The organism is Sphingomonas sp. Ant H11 (assembly GCF_000797515.1).
Taxonomy (GTDB): Bacteria; Pseudomonadota; Alphaproteobacteria; order Sphingomonadales; family Sphingomonadaceae; genus Sphingomonas.
In genome coordinates, this window is the sequence record NZ_JSBN01000051.1 from 24515 (window position 1) to 48195 (window position 23681).

Consider the following 23681-nt stretch of genomic DNA (forward strand, 5'->3'; position numbering starts at 1 on the left):
CATTTTCGAGTCTCGTGCTCAAACGGTAATCCTTGCCATGTTTCCAGTCATTTCAGTTGCGCCTGCAGATCAGGCGGACACCATTTCGCCCCATGAATGAGCGCCTGTTGCGGCCTTCGGCGCTCCTTTACCTCGCGCGACGCATCTTTCGATCGAGCGAAGCCAGCTTCATCCTTCTCGCCGTGGGGGTTGGCATTGCGGCCGGGCTCATTGCCGCGGTGCTGGGCAGTCTCGCGCATCTTTTCCAATCCACGCTCTATGACCTCAATTTTGACGATCGGCTGAGTGGCCTCGCCATCATCTCGCCCATCCGTCTGCTGGCACTGCCCTTGGGCGGCGCGCTACTGGGAGCGGTCATCCTGATCGTCCGCAAGCAAAGGCGCACGTCGATCGACGTGGTTGAAGCCAATGCCTTGCATGGCGGACGCATTCCGTTTCGCGACACGCTGCTGGTTTCTGGCCAAACCTTACTCTCCAACGGCTGCGGCGCGTCCGTCGGCCTCGAAGCCGCATATGCGCAGGCCGGAGGCGGCATCGCATCGCTAATTGGCCAATGGCTCAATCTGCGGCGCAACGATATGCGCGTGCTCGTGGGGGCCGGAGCAGGTGCAGCCATCGGCGCGGCGTTCGGAGCACCGTTGACCGGTGCCTTTTATGCCTTTGAAATCGTCATCGGCGCCTATACGCCGGCGAGTATCGCGCCGGTGCTGGCTGCCACCATTGCCGCAGTGATCACGGCCCGCACTCTGGGCGCGACGCCCTATCTCATTGCGGCCACCAGCAGCCAAAATCTCGCGACCCTCGACTATCTGATTTACGCAGTGCTCGGCCTGATCGCGGCCATGCTTGGCATTGCGCTCATGCGTCTGGTCTCGTTCGCGGAAGCGGCCGTTCGACATACCATGCTGCCGGAATGGTCGCGTCCGGTCTTGGGCGGGCTGATTCTCATGCCCATTGCCATGATCTCGCCCCACGCGCTCTCGGCCGGGCACGGCGCCCTGCATCTGACCATTGGCGGCGAACTCGCTTTGGGCATGCTGACGCTGATCTTTGGCTTGAAAGCCTCGCATCGATCGTGTCGCTCGGCTTCGGGTTCCGCGGCGGCTTGTTTTTCGCGTCATTGTTCCTGGGCGCCTTGCTTGGCCAGATCCTGGCGGGTCTTTGGGCACTCATTCCCGGGGCGGTCACTCTCTCACCGGTGGATGCAGCGCTTGTCGGCATGGCGGCGCTCGCGGTCGCGGTGGTGGGCGGCCCGATGACGATGTCGCTCCTGGTGCTGGAGGCCACACATGACTTCGAGATTACCGCAGTCGTCCTGACCGCCGCGCTATGTTCGAGCGCGCTGGTACGCGAGCGCTTTGGCTATTCCTTCTCGACCTGGCGATTGCACTTGCGTGGAGAAGTCGTCAGGAGCGCGCGCGATGTCGGGTGGATGCGCCTACTGACAGCGCGCCGCATGATGCGCACCGCACCGGCCACTGCGTCGCCGACCCTGTCGATGGCTGCATTCAAGGAGCAGTTTCCTTTGGGTTCGACGAGCCGGGTTTTGCTCGAAGATCATGACGGGTACTATGCCGGCCTGGTGCCGACGGCCTCGGTCTACGCCGACACCGGTCCGACTGACCGCATGATATCCGAGCTGACGATCCTGCGCGACGCCACCCTGTCTCCCGATATGCCGATCGGTGCGATCATGGCGCGCTTCGACGAGAGCGAAGCCGACGACCTGGCGGTCGTCGATCCCGCAGGCGCATCCTGGGCATGCTGACCGAAAAATATGTCCGCAAGCGCTATGCTGACGAGATCGATCGGTCGCAGCGCGATCTCTACGGCGAAGACTAGCTGGGAGGCAGGTGCTGGTTGACCCAACTGGTGATGGCGCGTTGGTCCATGGCACCAGCGCTGCGCGCGATCTCACGTCCGCCAGAAAACAGGATGAGCGTTGGAATCGACCGAATCGCGAACCGAGCGGCAACGGCCTGTTCTGCTTCGGTGTCGACCTTCAGCAAACGCACCCTTGGTTCGAGACCCTTGGCCGCGGCGGCAAAGGCAGGAGCCATCGCCTTGCATGGACCGCACCAGCTTGCCCAGAAATCGACGAGGACGGGTAGCGAGCCTGTCTTCACATGGCGATCGAACGCCTGGCCACTTACAGCAACCGGCGCTCCCTGAAACAGCATCTGGCTGCAGCGCCCGCATTTCGGGCTTTCCGAGATGCGGGTGGCCGGAACGCGATTTGCGGTCGCGCAGGAGGGGCAGATGATGACGACAGGATCAGCCAACGCTGCACTCATCCCGCTATTCCCTGTAATTGACGTGCCTGGCCCGCACCAGAGGAAGGGCCAGGAGTCGTTCCATTTGGGCGCGCCGGGAGCCATGTGACGCGTCGTCTCGACATTCTCATGACCAAAGCCCTCAATTTCTCGCTTACATTTGTAATGTAATCATGTAGGGAATAATGCCAAGATGCGTGAGACGGAATTTTCCGAAATGGACGAAACATCGGCCGATATGGGCGGCACCCCACAGTGCCTGCAGATCGGCGATCCGGCCCCCAATTTCCAGGCGCGAACGACGATGGGGATGGTCAACCTCTCCGACTTTCGCGGTCGATGGTTGATCCTGTTCTCGCATCCCGCCGATTTCACCCCGGTCTGCACCAGTGAGTTCGTCGCCCTGTCAAAGGCGAGCGACCGATTTGAGGCGCTCAACTGCGCGCTGCTCGCCGTCTCGGTCGACAGTCTCTATTCGCATCTGGGCTGGATCCGCGCGATCCGCGACGGGTTCGGGGTCACGGTGAGCTTCCCGATTGTCGAGGATCCATCGCTGATCATCGGGCGGGCCTACGGCATGATCTCAGATCGCTCGCCCGACGCGGCCACGATGCGATCGACCTATTTCATCGATCCCGACGGGATCATCCGCGCGATGATCTGCTATCCCGCGACGATCGGACGCTCGGTCGATGAGATGTTCCGGGTATTGGCCGCCCTGCAGATTGTCGATGCCGATCATGTCGTGACCCCGGAAGGCTGGCATCCCGGCGACGCGGTGCTGTTGCCGCCCCACCAGGATCAGGCTGCTCTGCTGGCCGCGGCGGATGACCCGCTGTGGTTTTACCGCAGCAAGCCGCAGTCGCAGAAAGGGTAGGCATGGCGGACACTTTGCCCGCCCCGGATCTCGAAGCGCTCGCCGAAGTGATGCGCACGTTGGGCCATGATACCCGCCTCCGGCTGATCGCCACGCTCCTCGCGCAAGGCGAGAAGTCGGTCGGCGAAATCGAGGCTTTGACCGGCATCGGCCAACCGGGGCTGTCGCAGCAGCTCGGCGTGCTGCGCAAGGCTGAATTGGTTCAGACCCGGCGCGCCGCAAAGCAGGTCTATTACAGTGTGGCGTCGGATGCGTTTATCGCGGCGGCGGCCTTTCTCACCGCGCTTGCAAGGACTGGACCTGCCGAAATGGCAGCTCTGGCTGACCGAAAGGCGGCGTCGCCGGCACGTGGATCGGCTGCCATGTTCGCCAAGATCCTTTAGTTCCCCGGCGGCCGGTTGCTGGTTACGGTGCGCGCTCTGCAGCGGGCACGCCGGTGACTTGCTCGCCGAACTGATCACACAGGAAAGCCATCAAGGCCTGAACCCTGAGATCGGCGATGCGGTAGAAGATCGTGGTGTTCTCGCGCCTGGTCTGGACCAGGCCGCCCTCCCGCATGCGGGCGAGATGCTGCGACACGCTCGATTGCGACAGGCCGCACAAGCCGACCAACTCGCCGACCGATGCCTCGCCTTCGCGCAGGCGGCAGAGCAGGAGCAAGCGCTGTTCATTGGCAACGACCTTGAGAAACGCGGCAACCTCGGTGGCGCGTTCGCACAGTATTTCCACCGCACTGTCGGTCATCGTCATTTGCTTGCCGGTCTCCCGTCGTCACGCAGCACCACGTAGATGGCGGGGATAACCAGCACGGTGAGCAAGGTCGAGGAGGCGAGACCAAAGAGGAGCGAAATGGCGAGGCCCTGGAATATCGGGTCGGTGAGGATCACGGCAGCGCCGATCATCGCGGCGGCTGCGGTCAGGACGATCGGCTTGAACCGGATCGTCCCCGCCTCGATCAACACGTCGCGCAGCGGCTTGTCGGGCGTTGCCGTGTGCCGGATGAAATCGACCAGCAGGATCGAGTTGCGCACGATGATGCCGGCCAGCGCGATGAAGCCGATCATCGAGGTGGCGGTGAACGGCGCACGGAACAGCATATGGCCGATCACGATGCCGACCAGCGTCAGCGGTACCGGTGTCAGGATGACGAGCGGCAGCCGGAAGCTGCGGAATTGGGCGACGACCAGGATGTAGATGGCGAGCAGCGCGACCATGAACGCAGCCCCCATGTCGCGGAAGGTGACCCAGGTGATCTCCCACTCGCCGTCCCACAGCAGGCTCGTCGTCTTTTCGTCGGTGGGCTGGCCGGCCAGGCGGATTACCGGCTTCTGCAGGCCCTTGGCGGCCCAGTCATAGCTGTCTATCGCGCGATCGACCGCCAGCATGCCGTAGATCGGCGCCTCATAATCGCCGGCAAGCTCGGCGGTCACCATATCGGCAAAATGACCGTCGCGCCGGAAGATGGCCGGGCTGCTCTGCTCCTGCTGGGCATCGACGACGGCGCCGAGTTCGACCAGCTTTTGGCCGGTAGCGCCTTGCGAGACCGCCACCGGCGTACTGGCAAGCGTCTGCGTCCAGCTTCGCGCGGATTGCGGGAGGGCGATGGTGATCGGCAGCGGCGTGCGTTCATCCCCGCGCGGCGCGTACCCGACCGTCTTGCTGCCCAGCAGCGCGCCGATCGAATCGTTGATGTCGCGGCTCGACAGTCCGTAATAGTCGATCCGGTCCCGCTGAGGGATCAGGCGGAGCTTGGGACGGGGCTGCCCGAAGCTGTTGTCGACATCGACGATGTAGGGAATCGACTTGAAGATCTTTTCCAGTTCGGTCGCGGTGGCACGCCGGCTCTGCGCATCAGGACCGTAGATCTCGGCAAGCAGGGTGGCGAGCACGGGCGGTCCCGGCGGCGTTTCGACGACTTTGACCGAGGCACCGTCAGGGAGCTTCAGCGTCTTGAGCTTCTGGCGCAGGTCGAGGGCTATCTGGTGGCTCGAGCGGTCCCGGTCGCCCTTGGGTAGCAGCGTCACCATGACATCGCCCATCTCCGGGCGGCTGCGCAGGAAATAGTGGCGCACGAGCCCGTTGAAATTGAACGGCGCGGACGTGCCGAGATAGGCTTCCATCGCGGTCGCCTCGGGCAACTCGCGGGTCAGGCGGGTGACATCTTCGAGGACGCGGCCCGTGCCTTCGAGGCTGGTGCCCTCGGGCATGTCGACTACGACCTGGACTTCGGACTTGTTGTCGAAGGGCAGCAGCTTGACCGTTACCGCCTTGAAATAGAACATCGAGCAGGCGACCAGCGTGGCAATGCCAACCGCGATCAGGAAATTGCGCGCTGACTTCCGGTTATCGATGATCCGGTGCGCGACCCGCGTATAGAGGCGGCCGAGCTTGCCGCCGCTCGCATCATGCCCGTTCCCGTGATCGCCATCCGCGCCATCCGCGCCATCCGCGCCATCGGCTGCCAGCGTCTTGCGCGCGAAGCGGATCATCAGCCACGGCGCGATCACCACCGCGACGAAGAAGGAAAAGACCATCGCGGCCGACGCATTGACCGGGATCGGCGCCATATACGGTCCCATGAGGCCCGAGACGAACAGCATCGGCAGCAGCGCTGCCACCACGGTCAGCGTAGCGACCACGGTCGGGTTGCCGACCTCGGCGACTGCTTCGATCGCGGCCTCGGTACGGGTGCGATCATCGGGCATCGCCCAATGGCGAGCGATGTTCTCGATCATCACGATCGCGTCGTCGACGAGGATGCCGATCGAGAAGATCAGCGCGAACAGGCTGACGCGGTTGATCGTGTAGCCCATCAGGTTCGAGGCGAACATCGTCAGCAGGATCGTCGTCGGGATCACCACGGCGGTGACGCCGGCCTCACGCCAGCCGATCGCGAAACCGATCAGGATAACGATCGAGATCGTCGCGAGCGCGAGGTGGTAGAGAAGCTCATTGGCCTTTTCATTCGCGCTTGCGCCGTAATTGCGCGTGACCGCGACATCGATACCGTCGGGAATGAGGCTGCCCTTGAGGCTTTCGAGGCGTGCGAGCACCGCCTCGGAGACGACGACCGCATTGGCGCCCGACCGCTTGGCGATCGCGAGACTGACCGCCGGCGCGTTCGACCAACGCCCGTCGTTGCGTGCCCAGCGCCACGCGCGGGCCTGATCCTCGCGGGGCCCCTGGGTGACCGTGGCGACATCGCGCAGATAGACCGGGGCCCCGGCGACTGACCGGACGGTGAGCATGCCGACGTCCTGCGCCGAAGAAAGCGTCTGGCCAGCGGTGACCGCGACGGCTTGCCCGCCGTCGCGAACGCTCCCGGCGGGGAAGCTGCGATTGGCCTGCGCGGCCGCATCGATCACGCTGCCGAGCGGTACGCCATATTGGCTGAGCTTGCCGGGATCGGGCGCGATACGGATCTCTTCGGGGCGCCCGCCGGTCAGGAAGGTAAGCCCGACATTGTCGACCTTGGCGATCTCGGTCCGCAACCGGGTGGCAAGCGCATAGAGCGCCTGGTCGTCATATCGCCCGGCCGCGCCGGGCTTGGGCGACAGCGTCAGGACGATGGCGGGGACATCGTTGATCCCGCGCACCGTGACCTTGGGATCCGGAATACCCACCGGAATGCGGTCCCAATTGGCGCGCAGCTTCTCGTCGATCCGCGTCGCGGCGTCCTCTGGGTTCGATCCCACGAGGAACCGTGCGGTCACCATCACGCCGTCGTCTTCGGTCTGGGTATAGACATGCTCGACGCCATCGACACTTTTCACGATCGTCTCGAGCGGGATGCCGACAAGCTGGACGGCGTCCGGCGCGGAAAGGCCTGGTGCCATCACCTGGATGTCGACCATCGGTACGCTGATCTGCGGCTCTTCCTCGCGGGGAATCGTGAACAGGGCCAGAAGGCCGATCGCGATCGCGGCCAGCAGGAACAAAGGCGTCAGCGGCGAGGTGATGGTCGCGCGGGTGAGGCGCCCCGATAGGCCGAGATTCACTTACCGCGTCCGGGAGAGAAGAGGATATCGCCCGCGGTGACGCCCCCCAGGATTTCGAGGTTGCCCGGATCGCCCGTTGGCGCGGTCTGGACCGCCACCGCGCTGATGCGTCGGTCGGGGGTGACGACATCGACATAGTCGATGCCGTAGCGGGTCGAGATGAAGCGGCGCGGCACCACCATGGCCCGGCGCTGGCCGACTTCGATCGTCACGCCAACCCGCCGTCCAACCAATTCGCTGGAAAGGCCAGGCACGGTCGCGTCGACCTGCACCCGGCCTCCGGCGATGGCAGGATAGACCTGTGCCACCTGTCCCTGGCGCGACCCTTCCGGCAAATCCCCTTGAGCAACTATGACCCGCGTGCCGACACGCACGGCGTTTGCCAGCGACTCCGGCAGATCGATGCGGAGAACAGGCGGCCCTGCCGTAACCGTCGCGATCGACATGCCCGGCGCCACGACCGAGCCAGCGGGAATATCTGCACGCAGGACGCGGCCCGAGGCGGGTGCGAGGACCGCGCCCTGCCCGGCGACGCTGCGCTCGCATTCTGCTGCGCGCGGGCGGCTGCCACCTGGGCATCGGCGGCGCGCGACATCGCGACCGACTGATCGAGGCGGGCCTTGGCGTAGACATTGTGATTGTAGAGATCCTGGACACGCGCAAGGTCGCCTCGTGCGCGGGCTGCTTCGGCTTGCGCGGCGGCAACCTGCGCGCCTGCCGCACTGGTTTCGTAGCCAAGGCGCGAATCGACGATCGAGCCGATGCGCTGGCCCTTGGTCACAATGTCGCCAGCGCGAACGGAGAGACTGACCAACGTGCCGGGAATGCGGGCCAGCGCCTGCGCCTGATCGCGCGTCGTGATTTCGGCGCCGACCGCCTTCATGTCCGTGGTTTGGGCAAGTCCAACGGTCAGCCGCTCGCCGGCGGGTAAGGCTGCAGTCTTTTCTTCGTTCGGCGCGCTGCCGCCGCAAGCCGTTAGCGTTAGAGCCGCTCCAGCGACCATCCATGCCCATTTTGTCATTGCCGACGGCTCCCCTGTTGCACGGCCCTAGCCGCGTTCGACCGGCAGGCCGGCGGCCTTCCAGGCGCCGATGCCGCCAGCGAGATGCGTGTCGATGCTCGACTGCGCACTGGCGCAGCGGTCGAGTGCAAGGCCCGAGCGCTTGCCGCCAGCGCATTGGAGCACGATCGTCTTGCCCGCTGCATCCGGAACATTACGCAGTGCGAAGGTCGAGAGAGGGGCGTTTACTGCGCCCTTGATATGCTCGGCGGCAAACTCGTCGGGTTCGCGCACGTCGACGAGGAGCGCCGAACCATCGGCCAGCATCGCCTTGAGGGTCTGCGCATCGATTTCGCGGTGCGCCTTGGTCTTGCCGAATCCGAACATGCCCGGGCCTCCTGATTGGATCATCAATTTGTATATTGCATATATCGTGTAATCATTATATTCAGTCAAGCACGATATTGAGGCGAGGAACCGACATCATGAACAAACCGAAGATCGTGGTGCTGGGCGCCGGCTTGGGCGGCACCATCGCCGCCTACGAAATCCAGGCCGCCGCCAAGGGCCGCGCCGAAGTCATGATGGTGTCGGACACGGAAACCTATTCGTTCATCCCTTCGAACCCGTGGGTGGCTGTCCGCTGGCGTGAACCCGAGGCGATCCAGGTGCATCTGCCGCCGATCTTCGCCAAGAGGAAGATTGGCTTCACGGCGGTGGGGGCGAAGCGATTGCACGCCACCGAGAAACGCCTTGAACTCAATGACGGCAGCAACATCAATTACGATTATCTCGTAATTGCTACTGGCCCTGATTTAGCGTTCGACGAAATCGAGGGATTGGGGCCGCATGGCGGGCACACCGTTTCGATCTGCCAGACCGCGCACGCCTCGGCTGCGGCGGACGCATTCGATCGGTTCGTCGAAAACCCAGGCCCTATCGTCGTCGGCGCGGTGCAGGGCGCGTCCTGCTATGGCCCGGCTTACGAGTTTGCGCTGATCCTCGACACCGAACTTCGCCGGCGCAAGATCCGCGACAAGGTGCCGATGACCTTCGTCACCGCCGAACCCTATATCGGCCATCTCGGGCTCGACGGCGTCGGCGACACCAAGGGCCTGCTCGAAAGCACATTGCGCGAGCGCCACATCAAATGGGTCACCAACGCGCGCGTCGCGAAGGTTGAAGCGGGCATGATGCATGTCGAGGAGATCGCGGAAGGGGGCGCGGTCGCCAAGACGCACGATCTGCCGTTCGCATTCTCCATGATGCTGCCGGCTTTCCGCGGCGTGGCGGCCGTGCGCGATATTCCGGGCCTCACCAACCCGCGCGGCTTCATCCTGATCGACAAGCACCAGCGCAATCCGGCCTTCCGGGAGATCTTCGCGCTCGGCGTCTGCGTCGCGATCCCGCCAACCGGGCCGACGCCCGTGCGGTCGGCGTTCCCAAGACCGGCTTCATGATCGAGAGCATGGTGACCGCGATCGCGGCTAATCTGGACGCGATCCTCGACGGCAAGGAGCCCACCGCCGAGGCGACCTGGAATGCGGTGTGCCTCGCCGACTTTGGCGATGGCGGCGTCGCTTTCGTCGCGCAGCCGCAGATTCCCCCGCGCAACGTCAATTGGGCGGCGAGCGGAAAATGGGTCCATTTCGCCAAGATCGGCTTCGAGAAATATTTCCTACGCAAGGTGCGCAAGGGCGAAAGCGAGCCCTTCTACGAGAAGCTCGCGCTTCACGTCATGGGCATCAAGAAGCTTCGTTTTTGAGACCGCATAACAGGAGAATTGCCATGACGATCGACCGCGCTGTTTTCATCTTCCTCGGCTGCGTTGTCCTGCTTGGCGTGACGCTGTCGCTGACCGTCCATCCCTATTGGATCGGCCTGACGATCTTCGCCGGGCTCAACGCGATTCAGACCGGATTTACCGGCTTTTGTCCGGCGGCGATCGTCTTCAAGGCGCTCGGCTTCCGACCAGGCGTTGCGTTCAAATGACCGCCAAGCGCCGCCTTGCGCACCTGATGCTGTGGCTTGGCGCCCCGCTGGCGGTGTGCAACGCGGCGCAAGCCACTACGCTTGACGAGGCTCTGGCTGCGGCGATCGCGCATGCGCCCGAAATCGCCGCAGCTGACGCGGATGCGGATGCGGCCAAGGCGCGGCTCGAGCAGGCGAAAGCGGGCCGGCTGCCGACCGCGACGCTCAGCGGCACGATCGGCTATGGCCGCCTCGATCCGCGCGGCTTCTTCGGACTTGGCGCGGCGAACGTGACCCCGCGCGCCGCGCAAATAACGGTCGAGCAGCCCCTATTCACCGGGGGCAGGGTCAGCGCTGGGGTCGATCAGGCCCGCGCCGGTATCGTCGGCGCCGAGGCGGGGCAGGTCGGCATGCGCAGCCAGCTCGTGATGGCGGTGACCCAAGCCTATGGCGACGTGCTGACGGCCGCGCACATGGTCGATCTCTATGGCCGCCTTGTTATCCAAACGACCGAGATCGAGCGCCAGGCGCGGCTCAAGTTTCGTGCGGGCGAGAGCCCCAGCACCGACGTCTCCCAGGCGAGTGCCCGTCTTGCCGAGGCGCGCGCCGGGCTTGCCCGCGTCGAAGGCATGCGGGTTTCCTCTGCAGCGCATTTCCGTAACCTGACCGGCCTTGAACCGGTAGATCTTCAGCCGCTTCCGTCCAATCCCGCCCTTCCCGCCACGCTCGACGAGGCGATGGATGCGGCAACCCGCAACAATCCCGCGCTGGCGCAGTCCGAAGCCAGCCTACGCGCGGCTCAGGCCGCGGCACGCGGTGCGCGCGCGGAGCGCCTGCCAACGGTTGGTGCCTTTGTGGAAGGCGCCACGGTGCGCGATCAATTCTTTCCCGACTATCGCGCGGACAGCGCGACCGTCGGCATCCGCGCGCGCTGGGAGCTGTTCAGCGGCGGCCGGGTGTCGGGCAAGGTCGCCGAGACGGATAGTAGTGTCCGGGCAGCCGACGCACGGGCAAGGGCCATGCGGATGCAGGTCGAGGAACAGGTCATCTCCGCCTTTCAGGATGTTCGTACGGCGCAGTTGGTCGAACAGGCGGCAACTGAACAGGCCGCCGCCGCTGCGCAGGCGCTCGACAGCATTACCCAAGAGGTTCGGGTCGGCATGAAGCCGCAGCTCGACCTGCTCGACGCCGAACGCGAATCCATAGCCGCCGAGGCTGGCGCGGCGCGCGCGGGTACCGATCGTATCGTCGCCGCCTACCGGCTGCTCAGCCTGCTGGGTCGCTACTGAATCTAAGGATCGCCGCTATGAATAAGGATTGGCCGGAAATGGCCGCGCAACTAACCGGCGCGATCAAGGAAGTCCGCCTTGGCAGCCAGAGGTCACAAAGGCCTTCTCGGCGATGGCCAGAGCTGCGACCGAGGCGGGAACGCTCGATACCAAGACCAAGGAACTGATCGCGCTTGCCATCTCTGTGGCGATCCGGTGCGATGGCTGTGTCGCCTTTCACAGCCAGGCGGCGGTCAAGCGGGGCGCGACGCGCGAGGAGATCATGGAGGTGATGGGCATGGCGCTCTACATGGGTGCCGGACCAAGCCTGATGTATGCTGCCCAGGCGGTTGAGGCCTTCGACCAGTTTGCGGCCCAGGCCGGCACCGAGCCTGGGAGTGCATGAGGTCGTGGCGGTGGAGCACGACATGACCGACTTGCCGCTCGAACAGGCCGTCCGCATTGTCGAGGGTGCGGCCGCCGGCGACGTTGCCGTGCACAGCGTCTTTGACGAGGCGACCTTTACCGCGACCCACGTCGTCAGCGATCCGGCAACCCGCAAGGCCGCGATCATCGACAGCGTGCTCGACTTCGACCCCGCGTCGGGGCGAACCTCGCACGAATCCGCTGATCAGATCATTGCCTATGTCGAAGCCGAGGGTTTAGAGATCGAATGGCTGCTCGAGACCCATGTCCATGCCGACCATCTCTCGGCGGCGCCCTATCTGCGGCAGCGCCTGGGCGGCACGCTCGCGATCGGACGCGATATCCTGACGGTGCAATCGACGTTCGGCGCGATCTTCAACGAGGGGCCGGACTTCGCGCGGGACGGATCGCAATTTGATCGCCTGCTACTCGATGGCGAACGCTTCCGGCTTGGATCGCGCGAGGGAATCGCGCTCCATGTCCCCGGGCACACGCCCGCCGATATGGCCTATGTCATCGGTGACGTCGCGTTCGTCGGCGATACGCTGTTCATGCCCGATTATGGCACTGCCCGCGCGGACTTCCCGGGCGGCGACGCCCAGACATTGTTCCGATCGATCCACCGGCTGCTGGGGCTCCCGGACCGGACCCGGCTGTTCCTTTGCCATGATTACAAGCGCCGGGGCGTGAGCATTTCATGTGGGAGACGACGGTGGCGGCGGAGCGACAGGGCAATGTCCACGTCCATTCAGGCGTGACCGAGAAGGCGTTCGTCGCGATGCGTGAAGCGCGCGACGCCACGCTTGGTATGCCGCGGCTGATCCTGCCTTCGATCCAGGTCAACATGCGCGGCGGCAACCTTCCCGAGCCCGAGGACAACGGTACGCGCTATCTCAAACTTCCTTTGAACAGGCTGTAAGGCTCTCATGCTCGAGCCAGTCCAATATCTGCTGGGCGCCGCTTCGGGCTCCGTCGTCGGTTTCACGCTTGGTCTGGTCGGGGGCGGAGGCTCGATTCTGGCGGTGCCCCTCATGGTCTATCTCGTGGGCGTGGCTTCGCCGCATGTCGCGATCGGCACCAGTGCACTTGCGGTCGCTGCCAATGCCGGCGCCAACCTCATTCCCCATGCCCGGCAGGGCACGATCAAATGGCGCTGCGCAGGCATGTATGCGTTTGCCGGTGTGCTTGGTGCCTATGGCGGTTCGACGCTGGGCAAGGCGTTCGACGGGCAGCACCTGCTCTTTCTGTTCGCGCTGCTCATGCTGGTGGTCGGCGCGCTGATGCTGCGCAATCGCGGCAATTTTGGGAAATCCCGACGTTCAGTGCCGGCGCGAAAATGCCCCCAAGGTCATTGCCTATGGCAGCGCGACGGGACTGTTCTCGGGCTTCTTCGGCATTGGCGGCGGCTTCCTGATCGTGCCTGGCCTCATGGCCTCCACCGGCATGCCGATGATTAATGCGGTTGGCTCCTCTCTCGTCGCAGTGACAGCCTTTGGCCTGACGACGGCGCTCAACTACGCCTTTTCCGGGCTGATTGATTGGGGCCTGGCCGCGACCTTCATAGGCGGCGGTATCATCGGCGGTGTCATTGGGGCAGCCGCATCCAAGCAGTTGTCCGCCCGCAAGGGTCTTCTCAACAGTGTCTTCGCGGTGCTGATCTTCTGTGTCGCCCTCTACATGCTCTGGAAAAGCTGGTCCGCAATGTGACACCTGCTCCAGCAGGATCGTCGAGCAACCCGACCGCTGCGGCACTCCGATTCTGGCAATGCCCCGCCAATGCCGTTGGTATTGCTTCTCGGAATCAGGGTGTTAGTCTGGCAGGGCGCCGCCAGGGTGGCGCCGAGGCTTGAGAACCTCGCTTCTGGTCGCGGTGGGGAAGCTGCGCCGGAGCGCCGGGATGCACGGCGATCGCCTGGGTGGTGTTGAGCTGGAGGCGGTCGCACCAGGGGGAAAGCACCGCCTCGACGATACCGAGAATCAAACGATGTTGAACCAGCGCCGCCGCGTGCGGCGTCCGGATGAGAAGGCGACCGAACCGCTTGGTGGTGTCGCCGTAGAAGCCACCCTGGCCGAATGGCGTGCGGGCGAAATCATTGGCCAGATCGTCGTCGAGCGCCGTGATCACTGCGGCCGGCAGTGCGTCGGGAATGATACAATAGCCCTGGGCCATCAGGTCGGCGGTGTGCCGCGCGATCTCGCCGGATAGGTCGGGTGTGTCGGTCATGTTCCGTCTCCCCCGCGTCAGGCCGCGACGCGTCGGTCGACGCGCAGCGCGGCTGCCGTGGTACGTCCGGACTCGAGCAGGCTCGGCGTTTCCGGGGTGATTTCGATGCGGAGCGCCGCCAGCATCGTGCCATCGATGACGCGCGGCAGCCCGAGCGGCATGCAGCGCCAGCCAAAGGCGAGTATCTGCTGGAACCAGCCCATCTCCGCGATCGCGCTATAGGCGGTGATCCCCGTCGCCAGCGCATGATCGACCAGCGCGGTTACCAGCATGTCGCGCACCTGGCGGCGCTCGCGCGCGCTCAGCCCGCGATCGAGGCAGAAGCGCGTGATCTCGAAGATGTCGGCGGCCTGCGGCGGCGCCTCGTCGCACAGTTCTGCATAGAGGCTGTCGAGGATATGCGGCCGCGTCGTCGGCAGGAGCCGGGCCGATCCGAGATGGGTGCCGTCGGGGTTGGCGAGGATCAGATAGGTTGCGTGGACATCGTCGAACTGGTCGATCTCATAGCGGCCATCAAGGACCGGTACGTCCCACTTTAGCAGATCGACGAAGACCGACTTGCGGGCGGCGAACATCGAACGCAGGACCGCGTCTGATGCCGACCGCGCGGCGGATTGAACAACATGCAGCATGAAATTGGCTCCTTGACCGTGATCGGCCAAGGGTCGCCCTGCTGCGGGTCACGCCGCTATTCCGGAAAAGGGTAATATCGGCGGCGAAAGATATCGGAGAAGGTCAGCGTTCCGTCGAAGAGCGTCAGGATCACCAGATATGTCCGCTTGTTCACACCGTAGCGCTCGCAAGCCTGCTTGATATGGCGGGCAACAGTCTCCTCGCCGACACCCAGGATTTGGCTGATTTCCCAGTCGCTCTTGCCCCGCGCGACCCAGAGCACGCAGTCGCGCTGGCGGTCGGTGAGGACCGGCCGCGGCGGCATCTGGAGGCCTCCGCGCATTGCCCAGAGCCGCCGCGCGCCCTCGAACGCGAACATCCCCGCAAGCTGCGCCAGCGGCAGCATCTCTTGGCGGATCGGCCGGCCCGCCTCGTTTGCGAACGAGCAGGAGCCGCGCGCCTCGCCGGGCACATGCGCCGGGACCGTAAAGCCGTCGCCGATACCCTGGTCGCGGCCCAGCGCCAGCACCCGGTGGTCTTCGCGGGTCATCGGGATCATCTCAGACATCCGCGACCACGGGAAACCCAGGCTGGTCATATGGCTCGCGCGGTGGACCGGGTCAGAGACGCCGAGCGCATTGCGGTCATAATAATCGGCCCAGCGCGCCGGATAATTATGGAGGCGAATGGCGCTGCCGCTGGCCGCGACAATGTCGACATGATGCGTCAGCGCGAAATATTGGAAGCCCAACTGGGCAGTCACCGCCGCCATTGCGGTGGTGAGATCGTCCGCGCTCGCCGCGGCCTCGACAACGCGCATAAACTGCGTCGCCATGCTGTGCATGCCCATGGGGCCGCTTCACGATCGCCGGCGATGTCTCAAGTCACCGCAATTCCGGTGATCGCCCTTTCCCGACACTTCGGGCCGGACTCTGGTGTCTCACGTCAGTGTCCGACGACTCCAGTAATAAAACTGTCATATCACAGAGGCTTTTCGCGAAAAAGCACGGCTCAACTCGATCCGGGACCGCCAAGTCGCAAATTGACCGTTACATCCATTTTGGTTGTTCTTGATCGCCGCCCCGATTGCTTTGCCAGGGGTGGCCGATGAGCGTGCCGACTGGCGGGCAACCCTCGCCGGACTGGCGCGACGCGGCGGGGTATGCGCGACTGCGCGGAATCGATCGCGCCGGATTGATGTGGGAATGGGTGCGCCGCGATCCCGACTATATTGCCTGGCATGTGCGGGCCAGTAGCGTCACCCGTGGCGTCCGTCCCGAACCGCTTGCATGGGGGCTTCACTTTCGCCGAGAATCCGAGCCGCGCTGCGCCCGAGGCCCGGATTATCTGGCATGTCGATTTCGATCCGGCAACGATTTCCGTCGCCGCCATTCCCGCGGATCGGGCGGATCCCGACAGCCTGGATCTTGACCTCATCGCGCCTTGGCTTGCCATCGCGATCGACGCGGACGAACGCGAACATGCCGTCCTTTCCGATGGCTGGCATCACATCCGTTTCGATGTCGAGGAAGGCCGCCTGTCGGGACAGCAAGCGGTCCTGCTGCACTTCAGATTGCGGGGCATAGTGTCTTCGGAGCGGAGATTGCTGCCGCTGCGCCGATTCCTCGACCTGTGTCGCAGGCGACGGTTCGCGCGCTCGTTGTTTCCGCCCGATCCCCAGATCACGCGCCTTATCGATATGCTCCGCGTCCATGATGCGCTCAGGGAAGGTGCCAGCCAGCGCGAGATTGGAGCCGCTCTGTTCGGCGAGGAACGAATTGCACGAGAGTGGAACGCTGCGTCCGATTCACTTCGCTCGCGGGTCCGTCGCCTGGCGCGTGAGGCCGGCGTTATGGCTGTGGGCGGCTATCGCTCGTTGCTCGGCAAAAAATCACGATAGCGAGTTCGCTTGTGTTTCCGCCACGCTGAAACGCTCTCGGGTACTCGGGCCACATCCAAAGACGAGCCGGCTCGCATACGGCTCACTGCCGGCTGCGATGGCTCGACATTAGCGGGGCGCATCGTTCGATTGCATTCGAATTCGGTGCCGACCAGCCGGGGGAAGCCGGCCGGCACCGAGCGCTGGCTTACCGGGGCGACAGTTTCGCCAGCGCAGCCTTGTAAGCTTCGTAATGCGTACCTTCGTCGACCGCGATCTGGCGGAACATGGCCGCGACTTTGACGTCGCCATCGGCCTCGGCCTGCCTGGCGAAATCGATATACATGGTGACGTTCTCATAGTGCTCGCCGGCCATGGCGTCCTCGAGGTTCGCGTCGTTCTTGCCGCCAAGCGGCAACGCCTGGGCTTCGCGATCGAAATGCTCATTGGCCTCGATGTTCGCCGACTCTCGGAACAGCCTGGCGAGTTCGGGCTTGCCAGCAGCCTCGGCCTGGTCGGCATAACGAAGATATTTGAGGTTGGCATAGGCCTCGCCGTGCATCGCGGCCTCGAGATTGGCGCGCGTCTGTGCCGAAAGCGGCTTCGGCTCGGGGGGAGCGGCCATGGCGCCGGTGGATAGGAGGGCAGCAGCGCAGGTCGCCGCCGAAAGCAGGATTCGGTTCATGATGAAAACTCCGGGTTGCGCCGAGAGCGGCGACAACCGGCATCTCGACCGAAGTCCTGACGCATCCCTGACGTTGCTTCGAAAATAACTTCGAAGTGCTGGTCGATTTCTATTTCACTGCCCTGTCAGCTTTTCGTCAGCGGCGGGGACCAGATCGATCGAACCGGGCGCATCGCCCCACCTCCGACGATCAAGGATTGCCCCATGAAGCGTTCTCTTATGCTCAAGCTCGTTTTGACCGCATCCGCCCTCTCCATCACTTCCATCGCCGTTGCAGCGCCCGTGTGCACCACTGTGCCGCAGGCGAAGTGGCTGACGCCGGTGCAGATGAAGGCGAAGATCGCCAAGATGGGCTACCGCGACATCAAGGTCTTCCAGGTGTCGGGCAGTTGCTACGAAATCTACGCCCACACCAAGGACGGCAAGCGCGCCGAAGTCTATTTCAACCCGGTGACCGCGCCGTCGTTCAGAACAACGTCGATTGATCATGGCTGAGGTTGGCGCCGCTCCGCTCGCTATCCCTCCCGTCCCGGGCAAAGCCCGGGTCAGGGTGTGGGATCCGCTCGTCCGCATCTTTCACTGGACCGTCGCGGGCGGCGTCATCGCCAACCTGACCTTCCTGCGCCACGAGGAGGCGCCGCATATCTATGTCGGATATGCCGTTTTGGCGGCGCTCGCCATTCGGCTCGGCTGGGGCTTCGTGCGCGCGGACATGCCCGCTTCGCCAGCTTCGTGCCGGGGCCGCGACGGCTGCTCGGCTATTTCGGAGCCATGATGCGGCATCGCGAACCGCGTTACGTCGGCCATAACCCCGCCGGCGCGGCGATGATCGTCTTGCTCATGGCGCTGCTCGCCACGGTTGGCACGACCGGGTGGATGATGGGCCTCGACGCCTTCTGGGGTATCGCCTGGGTCGAAACGCTGCACGAGGTCACGGCCAACCTGTTGATCGGCGCGGTCGCGCTGCATGTGATCGGCGCTATCGTCGAAAGTGTGCGTCACCGCGAGAATCTGCCGCTCGCGATGATTACCGGCTACAAGCGTGCCGCGGAGGGGACGGATATCGATCATGCGCCTGTTGCTCGTTGAAGATAATGCCCGGCTGGCGAGCCTGATCCGCGAAGGCCTCGACCGGCAGGGCTTCGCGGTTGACTGGTGCGAAACCGTCGACGCGCCGAGCATGCGCTCAGGATCAATGATTATGACCTGATGCTGCTCGATCTCGGCCTGCCCGATGGCGAGGGTCTCGATCTTGTTCGATCCTTGCGCCGGCGCAGGATATGATGCCGATCCTGGTTCTGACGGCGCGTGGTGGACTCGACGACCGGGTGATGGGCCTCGATGCCGGCGCCGACGACTATCTGGTCAAGCCGTTCCAGATCCCCGAGCTGGCCGCGCGCTGCCGTGCCTTATTGCGACGCCCCGGCGCTTCGCTTGGCACCCATCTGACCGTCGGCAATGTCATCCTCGATTCGGCCGAGCGCTCGGTGACGGTCGGGGGAACACCGGTCGACGCCACGCCACGCGAAGTCGACCTGCTCGAATGCCTGCTCCGGCGCGCGGGGCATGTTGTTGCCAAACCGGCGCTCGAAGGCGCGCTTTATTCGATGGATGCCGAGGTTACGCCGAACGCGCTCGAGGCGTGCGTGTCGCGGCTGCGCAAACGCCTGACCTCCGCCGCCGCTGACGTGCAGATCCGCACCGTCCACGGCGTCGGCTATGCCTTGTTCGCCCCCGCCACTGTCCATGGATAAGGCCGGCAATCGCAAGCGAGGGCCGACGGGACCGGCCCTGTTCCGTCAGATTGCGACCCGGCTCGCCGGGTTTACGCTCCTATTTGCGTTGCTCGACGTTGCGATCGTCGTGTTCACCTATAGCAGCCAGCCGGAATCGCTCGCGCAGGAACTGCTGACGCTGGAGGCCGGAAAAGCGCAATCCGCGACCGCCTTGGCACCCGATTTCCTTGCCGGTCCCCCGGGGGCCGAGCACTGGTCAGCCCGCTATGTCGACCAACGGGAGGTAGCCGCGGCGCAGCCAACGATTGGGTCGGTCTCTTCCCCCGGCACCCTGATGGACTGGACAAGGCGGGAGCGGGTGCCGGCCGGCTACCGGATAACGGGCGTTCGATCGGTTGTTCAGGACGGCCAACGACGCTGGCTGTTCATGCAGTTCGAAGGCGACGGCATCCGGCCCTATGTTCCCGTCATCGTCAACGAGATCGTCCAGCATGTCGCGCTGCCGCTGATCCCGCTGTCGGCGCTGCTGCTGCTGTTCAACGTCGTCGCGGTCCGGCGGGTTCTCACGCCGCTCAAGCGGGCTGAGGCGGAAGTCGATGCGCTTGATCCCGAAAACGGTCTGTCGCGCTTGTCGGAGGTGACCGAGCCGCGCGAGGTGAATACCCTCGTGCGTGCCGTCAACCGCGCGCTTATGCGCCTTGATGAATCGATGGCGATCCTGCGCGGCTTCACCGCCAACGCGGCCCATGAACTGCGCACGCCGCTGTCGATCATGCAATTGTCGCTCGACCGGCTGCCACCGAGCGAGGTGCGCGACGAACTGCAGGCCGATACCCAGCATATGACCCGCCTGGTCGGCCAGATGCTCGATCTGGCCCAGGCCGACGCGCTTGCGGTCGAGCCATGTATGCTGGTCGATCTCGCCGAGATTGGGCGCGATGTCGTGGCGATGATGGCACCGAAGGTGTTCGCTGCAAACCGCGACCTGAGATTCGAGGCGAACGGCGAGACCATGGTGCTGGGCCATGCCGAAGCGATCACCCGCATCTATCGCAACCTCATCGACAATGCGCTGGCGCACGCGCCCGGCGACACGCCGATCGATGTGACCGCGGGTCCCGGCCCCCAGCTCACCGTGCGCGATTATGGCCACGGCATAGCTGACGAAGACCTGCCGCATATCTTCGAACGGTTCTGGCGCAAGGACCGGCGCAAGTCCGATGGCGCGGGGCTTGGTCTTGGTATCGTCCAACGGCTCGCGCAGGCGCATGGCGGCACCATCACCGTCGAGAACCCGACAGGCGGCGGCGCGCTCTTCCGGGTTTCGTTCGCTGCGCCCGCGCGGGGCTGATAGAGCGAGGCGCAATCGGCAATCGAGGCTTACCTGCTACCCTATATTCTCCTTTTTGCCGTCGTTCTCGGCGTGAACCTGATGCCAGCGTTCGGCCCGCCGACATGGTCGATCATCGTCCTGTTCGGGCTCGGCACGCAGATGCCGACACCGGCGATCATCCTGACGGGAGCGCTCGCGGCAGCGTCGGGCCGGTTCCTGCTTGCGCTTGGCTTCCGGCTTCTCGGCAACCGCGTATCGGTACGAACGCGGCGCAACCTTGCGGCAGCACGCGCCGCTTTGGAACGGAACAAGCGCGGTGGCCTTGTCGCGCTGGCACTCTTTGCGCTTTCGCCGGTGCCATCCGCGCAACTTTTCGAAGCCGCCGGATTGACCCGCGTTCGACTGGCAGGCTTCACAATTGCTTTCTTCGCGGGACGGATCATTTCCTATTCGATCTACGCATTCACCGCGAAGAGTATTCAGAAATCTTCGATGGGCGACGTTCTTCTCGATGCTTTCACCAGCCCGGCCAGCATCGTTATTCAGGTTCTGATGATCGTCGCACTTGTTGGCCTGACCCGGATCGACTGGGCGCGACACCTTGGGGGAAACGCTCCGACAGACCGCCAATAGCGCCAGGCGTCAGGTCTCCGTCAGAAGTCGAGTCCAGGATCACCGCACCACGGAGGTGATCATGTCTGACACATCGACTGCCAATTCACAGCCATCAGCAACGATCCGCGTTTGGGATCTGCCCGTGCGGCTGTTCCATTGGCTGCTGGTCGCCACGATCCTGGTGGCATTCCTGTCCTCGGAAGAAGACAGCGCGCTTGCGCCCTGGCATGTCCCCGCGGGCTGGGTCGCCGCCGTGCTTATCGCATTCCGTCTCGTCTGGGGTCTTGTCGGCGGCGAACACGCCCGCTTCGCCAATTTCCTGAAGCCCGGGCAGATCGCGCACCATCTTCGCGGCCTGTTCGCCGGCAAGCCCGAGCGGTCGATCGGGCATAATGCGCTTGGCGGCCTGGCGATTGTCGCGTTGCTCGGTACGGTCGGCGGCATCGTCTATACCGGCGCGACGATGCAGGGCGAAGGCGGCGAAGGCCTCCACGAAGCGCTGGCGAACATCCTTCTCGGCCTGATCGCGATGCATGTCGTCGCGGTCATCGCCATGTCGCTCATCACGCGCGATAACCTGATCCGCGCCTTCATCACCGGCCGCAAGCGAGCGGCCCTGCATCCGGGCGTGCCCGACGCCCGGCCGCCCGCCACGCTGGCTGTCCCGCTCGCCGTGGCCGCCATTGGTGCTTCTACTTATGGAGCACTGGCGCTCGACCCCCTAGCCTTCACCCCCGGTGCGCATGCCGAGGCGGGCGAACGGGGCGACGGCGCGGCTGCGAAGGGCGAACAGGACGATGACTAGGCTTCACCTCAATCCCGAACGCCATCTCGTCTCGCGAATCGGCTGGCTTCGCGCGGCGGTGCTCGGCGCGAACGACGGCATCGTCTCGACCGCGAGCCTGATCATCGGCGTCGCGGCGGCGGCCGCGAAACCGGCAGACATATTGGTCGCGGGCGTTGCCGGCCTCGTCGCAGGTGCGATGTCGATGGCCGCGGGCGAATATGTCTCGGTCAGCTCCCAGTCGGATACCGAACGAGCCGATCTCGCGCGCGAGCGCGGCGAACTGGCGGGCAATGTCGAGGCCGAGGTGCACGAACTCGCCGGCATTTATGTCAAGCGCGGCGTCGATGCGGCGACCGCCGACACCGTCGCGCGCCAGTTGATGGCAAAGGACGCGCTCGCCGCCCATGCCCATGACGAACTCGGCATTTCGGAAATGACGACCGCGCGGCCGATCCAGGCAGCGCTGACTTCGGCCGCGACGTTTTACCGCCGGCGCCGCTCTGCCGCTGGCGATCGTGATCATCGCGCCCGGCGGCTGGCTGGTCGTGATCGAAGCGATTGCCTCGCTCCTGTTCCTTGCTCTGCTCGGCGGGGTTGGCGCGCGGGCGGGCGGAGCGCCGGTGTGGACCGCAACGCTGCGCGTGACATTCTGGGGCGCGCTGGCGATGGCGGCGACTGCGGGGATCGGATTGATGGTCGGAACGGCAGTATGATGCCGTCGCGCCATCCCCGCGGCCTTGCCACCCCGCCGCCCACGCGCTTGCGCGAGTGACAGCGCTCGCGCTTCTCGGCTATATTTCTGCTGCCCTGCTGGTTCAGGTGGCGCTTGCCATTGCCGTAGCGATTCTTCGCAGAGCTTCGACATCAAGGCAGGATGCCGCGGTCGATCCCCACCGCCCGGCCGGCAGCGAGGCGGCTTGGGCTGGCCTTCGCGCGTTTCGCGTACGTCGCCGCGACTATGAGGACGATGCGCTCGGCCAATGCTCCTTCTATCTCGAACCGGTCGATGGCGCGCTGTTGCCACCGTACAAGGCCGGACAGTTCCTGACCGTTCAGCTTGATCTACCCGACGCCCAAGGCACCGTCCGGCCGGTCACGCGCTGCTACTCGCTGTCCGATCGCCATGACGGCCGAGCCTATCGCGTCACGATCAAGCGTATCCTGCCGCCCCCCGATCGGCCCGAGCTACCACCCGGCCTGGTTTCCGGGCATTTCCACGATCACCTCTTTCCCGGTTCGATCGTGCAGCTGCGCGCGCCGGCTGGCATTTTCGTCCTTGATGATGAGCCGAATGTCCCCGCCGTCCTGATCGCCGGCGGCATCGGTATCACGCCGCTCTTCGCCATGGCGCGCGAGGCACTTGCCAGGAAGCCCGATCGCGCAATCCATCTTGTCTACGGCGTGCGCGACAGCCGCGAGTTGGTGTTCGAGACGGCAGTTGACGCGCTACGAGAGCTGCATCCCCATTTTCACGTCACCATCGTCCAGAGCTGCCCATTGCCCGGTGAAGCCGGAGGGTCGGACTGTCAGGCGACGGGTTTCATTGATATTCCGCTGCTGCAGCGCGTTCTGGCGCAAGGGCGCCACCATTTTTATGTCTGCGGACCGCCGCCGATGATGGCGAGCCTGGTTCCCGCCTTGCGCGTCTGGACAGGGGACGGCGCCGCGGTGCGATATGAGGCGTTTGGCCCTGCGTCGCTTGCGTCGGCTGAGGCCGTCACCGCGATGCCGCTCGACCGGCCGCTGGCGGTGCGTTTTTCCCGGTCGGGGCGGACGCTGAGTTGGACCGGAGAGGAGACCAACCTGCTCGACTTCGCCGAGCGCCACGGGGTCGAGGTCGAGTCCGGCTGCCGGTCGGGCAGCTGCGGGACGTGCGAAACCACGATCGGCATCGGCGAGGTCCGCTATGCGCAACCACCGTCCTTCGAGGTCGCCCGCGGTCGCTGTCTGCTCTGCGTCGGCGCGCCGGCTGGCGATCTGGTGCTCGAGGCATGAGC

26 protein-coding genes and 6 pseudogenes are annotated in these 23681 nt (G+C 64.6%); 22 read left to right on the plus strand and 10 right to left on the minus strand.

Annotated elements, in window-relative coordinates; genetic code table 11:
- Positions 1 to 92 precede the first annotated feature (92 nt).
- Positions 93 to 1842 (plus strand): annotated as a pseudogene (locus NW75_RS10760) (chloride channel protein).
- On the opposite strand, the gene trxC reads toward NW75_RS10760, so the two are convergent.
- Positions 1839 to 2282 (minus strand): thioredoxin TrxC, encoded by a 444-nt coding sequence (gene trxC, locus NW75_RS10765; RefSeq protein ID WP_033965243.1) that lies wholly within the window; start codon positions 2280 to 2282, stop codon positions 1839 to 1841. The pseudogene NW75_RS10760 and the gene trxC overlap by 4 nt on opposite strands.
- A gap of 208 nt (positions 2283 to 2490) precedes the next feature.
- Between trxC and NW75_RS10770 the strand changes: the two genes are divergently transcribed.
- Together NW75_RS10770 and NW75_RS10775 are read left to right on the plus strand one after the other, a co-directional pair.
- Positions 2491 to 3150, plus strand: a complete 660-nt coding sequence (locus NW75_RS10770) for a peroxiredoxin (RefSeq protein WP_033965245.1) — start codon at positions 2491 to 2493, stop codon at positions 3148 to 3150.
- A 2-nt stretch (positions 3151 to 3152) separates the two neighbouring features.
- Positions 3153 to 3533 carry an ArsR/SmtB family transcription factor gene (locus tag NW75_RS10775; protein ID WP_033965216.1) on the plus strand — a complete coding sequence of 127 codons (381 nt, stop codon included), beginning with the start codon at positions 3153 to 3155 and terminating at the stop codon, positions 3531 to 3533.
- Positions 3534 to 3555: 22 nt separating this feature from the next.
- On the opposite strand, the gene NW75_RS10780 is transcribed toward NW75_RS10775, so the two are convergent.
- From NW75_RS10780 to NW75_RS10795, 5 genes and pseudogenes are all read right to left on the minus strand, one after another.
- Positions 3556 to 3894, minus strand: a complete 339-nt coding sequence (locus tag NW75_RS10780) for an ArsR/SmtB family transcription factor (protein ID WP_231565125.1) — start codon at positions 3892 to 3894, stop codon at positions 3556 to 3558.
- Between the two features lie 2 nt (positions 3895 to 3896).
- Positions 3897 to 7148, minus strand: coding sequence for an efflux RND transporter permease subunit (locus tag NW75_RS10785; RefSeq protein WP_033965220.1), 3252 nt, complete (start codon positions 7146 to 7148; stop codon positions 3897 to 3899).
- Entirely contained in the window at positions 7145 to 7456 is a 312-nt protein-coding gene (locus tag NW75_RS28240; RefSeq protein WP_443024462.1) for a hypothetical protein, read from the minus strand. Before NW75_RS28240 ends, NW75_RS10785 begins: the two co-directional genes overlap by 4 nt.
- Positions 7457 to 8161 (minus strand): annotated as a pseudogene (locus tag NW75_RS28245) (HlyD family efflux transporter periplasmic adaptor subunit); the annotation flags it as partial.
- Between the two features lie 35 nt (positions 8162 to 8196).
- The gene (locus NW75_RS10795) at positions 8197 to 8535 is read right to left on the minus strand and encodes a rhodanese-like domain-containing protein (protein WP_033965246.1); all 339 of its coding nucleotides are present in this window, start codon (positions 8533 to 8535) and stop codon (positions 8197 to 8199) included.
- A 98-nt stretch (positions 8536 to 8633) separates the two neighbouring features.
- On the opposite strand from NW75_RS10795, the gene NW75_RS10800 reads away from it, so the two are divergent.
- The 7 genes and pseudogenes from NW75_RS10800 to NW75_RS10825 all read left to right on the plus strand — a co-directional run bounded on the left by NW75_RS10800 (position 8634) and on the right by NW75_RS10825 (position 13520).
- Entirely contained in the window at positions 8634 to 9608 is a 975-nt protein-coding gene (locus NW75_RS10800; protein ID WP_443024460.1) for an NAD(P)/FAD-dependent oxidoreductase, read from the plus strand.
- Positions 9605 to 9913, plus strand: a complete 309-nt coding sequence (locus NW75_RS28250; RefSeq protein WP_443024461.1) for a hypothetical protein — start codon at positions 9605 to 9607, stop codon at positions 9911 to 9913. The genes NW75_RS10800 and NW75_RS28250 overlap by 4 nt, the downstream gene beginning before the upstream one ends.
- A 23-nt stretch (positions 9914 to 9936) precedes the next feature.
- Positions 9937 to 10140 (plus strand): YgaP family membrane protein, encoded by a 204-nt coding sequence (locus NW75_RS10805; RefSeq protein WP_033965221.1) that lies wholly within the window; start codon positions 9937 to 9939, stop codon positions 10138 to 10140.
- Positions 10137 to 11408: a TolC family protein gene (locus tag NW75_RS10810; protein WP_033965222.1), complete on the plus strand. Its 1272-nt coding sequence runs from the start codon at positions 10137 to 10139 to the stop codon at positions 11406 to 11408. Before NW75_RS10805 ends, NW75_RS10810 begins: the two co-directional genes overlap by 4 nt.
- Before the next feature lie 112 nt (positions 11409 to 11520).
- Positions 11521 to 11793: a carboxymuconolactone decarboxylase family protein gene (locus tag NW75_RS10815; RefSeq protein ID WP_231565126.1), complete on the plus strand. Its 273-nt coding sequence runs from the start codon at positions 11521 to 11523 to the stop codon at positions 11791 to 11793.
- A gap of 22 nt (positions 11794 to 11815) precedes the next feature.
- Positions 11816 to 12732 (plus strand): annotated as a pseudogene (locus tag NW75_RS10820) (MBL fold metallo-hydrolase).
- A 7-nt stretch (positions 12733 to 12739) separates the two neighbouring features.
- Positions 12740 to 13520, plus strand: a pseudogene (locus tag NW75_RS10825) (sulfite exporter TauE/SafE family protein).
- A gap of 94 nt (positions 13521 to 13614) precedes the next feature.
- Here the strand turns inward: NW75_RS10825 and NW75_RS10830 are convergent.
- From NW75_RS10830 to NW75_RS10840, 3 genes are read right to left on the minus strand one after another with little or no spacing between them, the layout of a single operon-like run.
- Positions 13615 to 14037 carry a phytanoyl-CoA dioxygenase family protein gene (locus NW75_RS10830; protein ID WP_137902951.1) on the minus strand — a complete coding sequence of 141 codons (423 nt, stop codon included), beginning with the start codon at positions 14035 to 14037 and terminating at the stop codon, positions 13615 to 13617.
- Positions 14038 to 14054: 17 nt separating this feature from the next.
- Complete coding sequence (locus NW75_RS10835) at positions 14055 to 14669, minus strand: acyl-homoserine-lactone synthase (protein WP_052192362.1); 615 nt, start codon at positions 14667 to 14669, stop codon at positions 14055 to 14057.
- 56 nt (positions 14670 to 14725) lie between these two features.
- A complete protein-coding gene (locus NW75_RS10840) occupies positions 14726 to 15484 on the minus strand; it encodes a LuxR family transcriptional regulator (RefSeq protein WP_033965250.1) in 759 nt (252 codons plus the stop codon).
- A 362-nt stretch (positions 15485 to 15846) separates the two neighbouring features.
- Here NW75_RS10840 and NW75_RS28255 point away from each other — a divergent pair.
- Positions 15847 to 15897: pseudogene (locus NW75_RS28255) on the plus strand (hypothetical protein); the annotation flags it as partial.
- Positions 15898 to 15913: 16 nt separating this feature from the next.
- Positions 15914 to 16549, plus strand: coding sequence for a DUF2285 domain-containing protein (locus NW75_RS10845; RefSeq protein ID WP_033965224.1), 636 nt, complete (start codon positions 15914 to 15916; stop codon positions 16547 to 16549).
- 187 nt (positions 16550 to 16736) lie between these two features.
- Here the strand turns inward: NW75_RS10845 and NW75_RS10850 are convergent, their stop codons facing one another.
- Positions 16737 to 17213 (minus strand): rubrerythrin family protein, encoded by a 477-nt coding sequence (locus tag NW75_RS10850; RefSeq protein ID WP_033965228.1) that lies wholly within the window; start codon positions 17211 to 17213, stop codon positions 16737 to 16739.
- Positions 17214 to 17417: 204 nt separating this feature from the next.
- Here NW75_RS10850 and NW75_RS10855 point away from each other — a divergent pair, with 204 nt between their 5' ends.
- From NW75_RS10855 to NW75_RS10890, 10 genes and pseudogenes are all read left to right on the plus strand, one after another.
- Positions 17418 to 17708: a PepSY domain-containing protein gene (locus NW75_RS10855; protein ID WP_052192363.1), complete on the plus strand. Its 291-nt coding sequence runs from the start codon at positions 17418 to 17420 to the stop codon at positions 17706 to 17708.
- Positions 17701 to 17988 carry a hypothetical protein gene (locus tag NW75_RS26380; RefSeq protein WP_231565127.1) on the plus strand — a complete coding sequence of 96 codons (288 nt, stop codon included), beginning with the start codon at positions 17701 to 17703 and terminating at the stop codon, positions 17986 to 17988. Before NW75_RS10855 ends, NW75_RS26380 begins: the two co-directional genes overlap by 8 nt.
- Complete coding sequence (locus tag NW75_RS26385; RefSeq protein WP_231565128.1) at positions 17946 to 18302, plus strand: cytochrome b/b6 domain-containing protein; 357 nt, start codon at positions 17946 to 17948, stop codon at positions 18300 to 18302. The genes NW75_RS26380 and NW75_RS26385 overlap by 43 nt, the downstream gene beginning before the upstream one ends.
- Positions 18283 to 18423: a hypothetical protein gene (locus tag NW75_RS26390; protein WP_231565129.1), complete on the plus strand. Its 141-nt coding sequence runs from the start codon at positions 18283 to 18285 to the stop codon at positions 18421 to 18423. The genes NW75_RS26385 and NW75_RS26390 overlap by 20 nt, the downstream gene beginning before the upstream one ends.
- Positions 18424 to 18496: 73 nt before the next feature.
- Entirely contained in the window at positions 18497 to 18967 is a 471-nt protein-coding gene (locus NW75_RS10865) for a winged helix-turn-helix domain-containing protein (RefSeq protein WP_231565130.1), read from the plus strand.
- A complete protein-coding gene (locus tag NW75_RS10870) occupies positions 18960 to 20300 on the plus strand; it encodes a sensor histidine kinase (RefSeq protein ID WP_033965229.1) in 1341 nt (446 codons plus the stop codon). The genes NW75_RS10865 and NW75_RS10870 overlap by 8 nt, the downstream gene beginning before the upstream one ends.
- Before the next feature lie 81 nt (positions 20301 to 20381).
- Complete coding sequence (locus tag NW75_RS10875) at positions 20382 to 20915, plus strand: hypothetical protein (RefSeq protein ID WP_052192365.1); 534 nt, start codon at positions 20382 to 20384, stop codon at positions 20913 to 20915.
- 61 nt (positions 20916 to 20976) lie between these two features.
- Positions 20977 to 21702, plus strand: coding sequence for a cytochrome b/b6 domain-containing protein (locus NW75_RS10880; protein ID WP_033965252.1), 726 nt, complete (start codon positions 20977 to 20979; stop codon positions 21700 to 21702).
- Positions 21695 to 22397, plus strand: a pseudogene (locus NW75_RS10885) (VIT1/CCC1 transporter family protein). The gene NW75_RS10880 and the pseudogene NW75_RS10885 overlap by 8 nt, the downstream one beginning before the upstream one ends.
- A 55-nt stretch (positions 22398 to 22452) precedes the next feature.
- Complete coding sequence (locus NW75_RS10890) at positions 22453 to 23679, plus strand: 2Fe-2S iron-sulfur cluster-binding protein (RefSeq protein ID WP_033965231.1); 1227 nt, start codon at positions 22453 to 22455, stop codon at positions 23677 to 23679.
- Positions 23680 to 23681 lie beyond the last annotated feature (2 nt).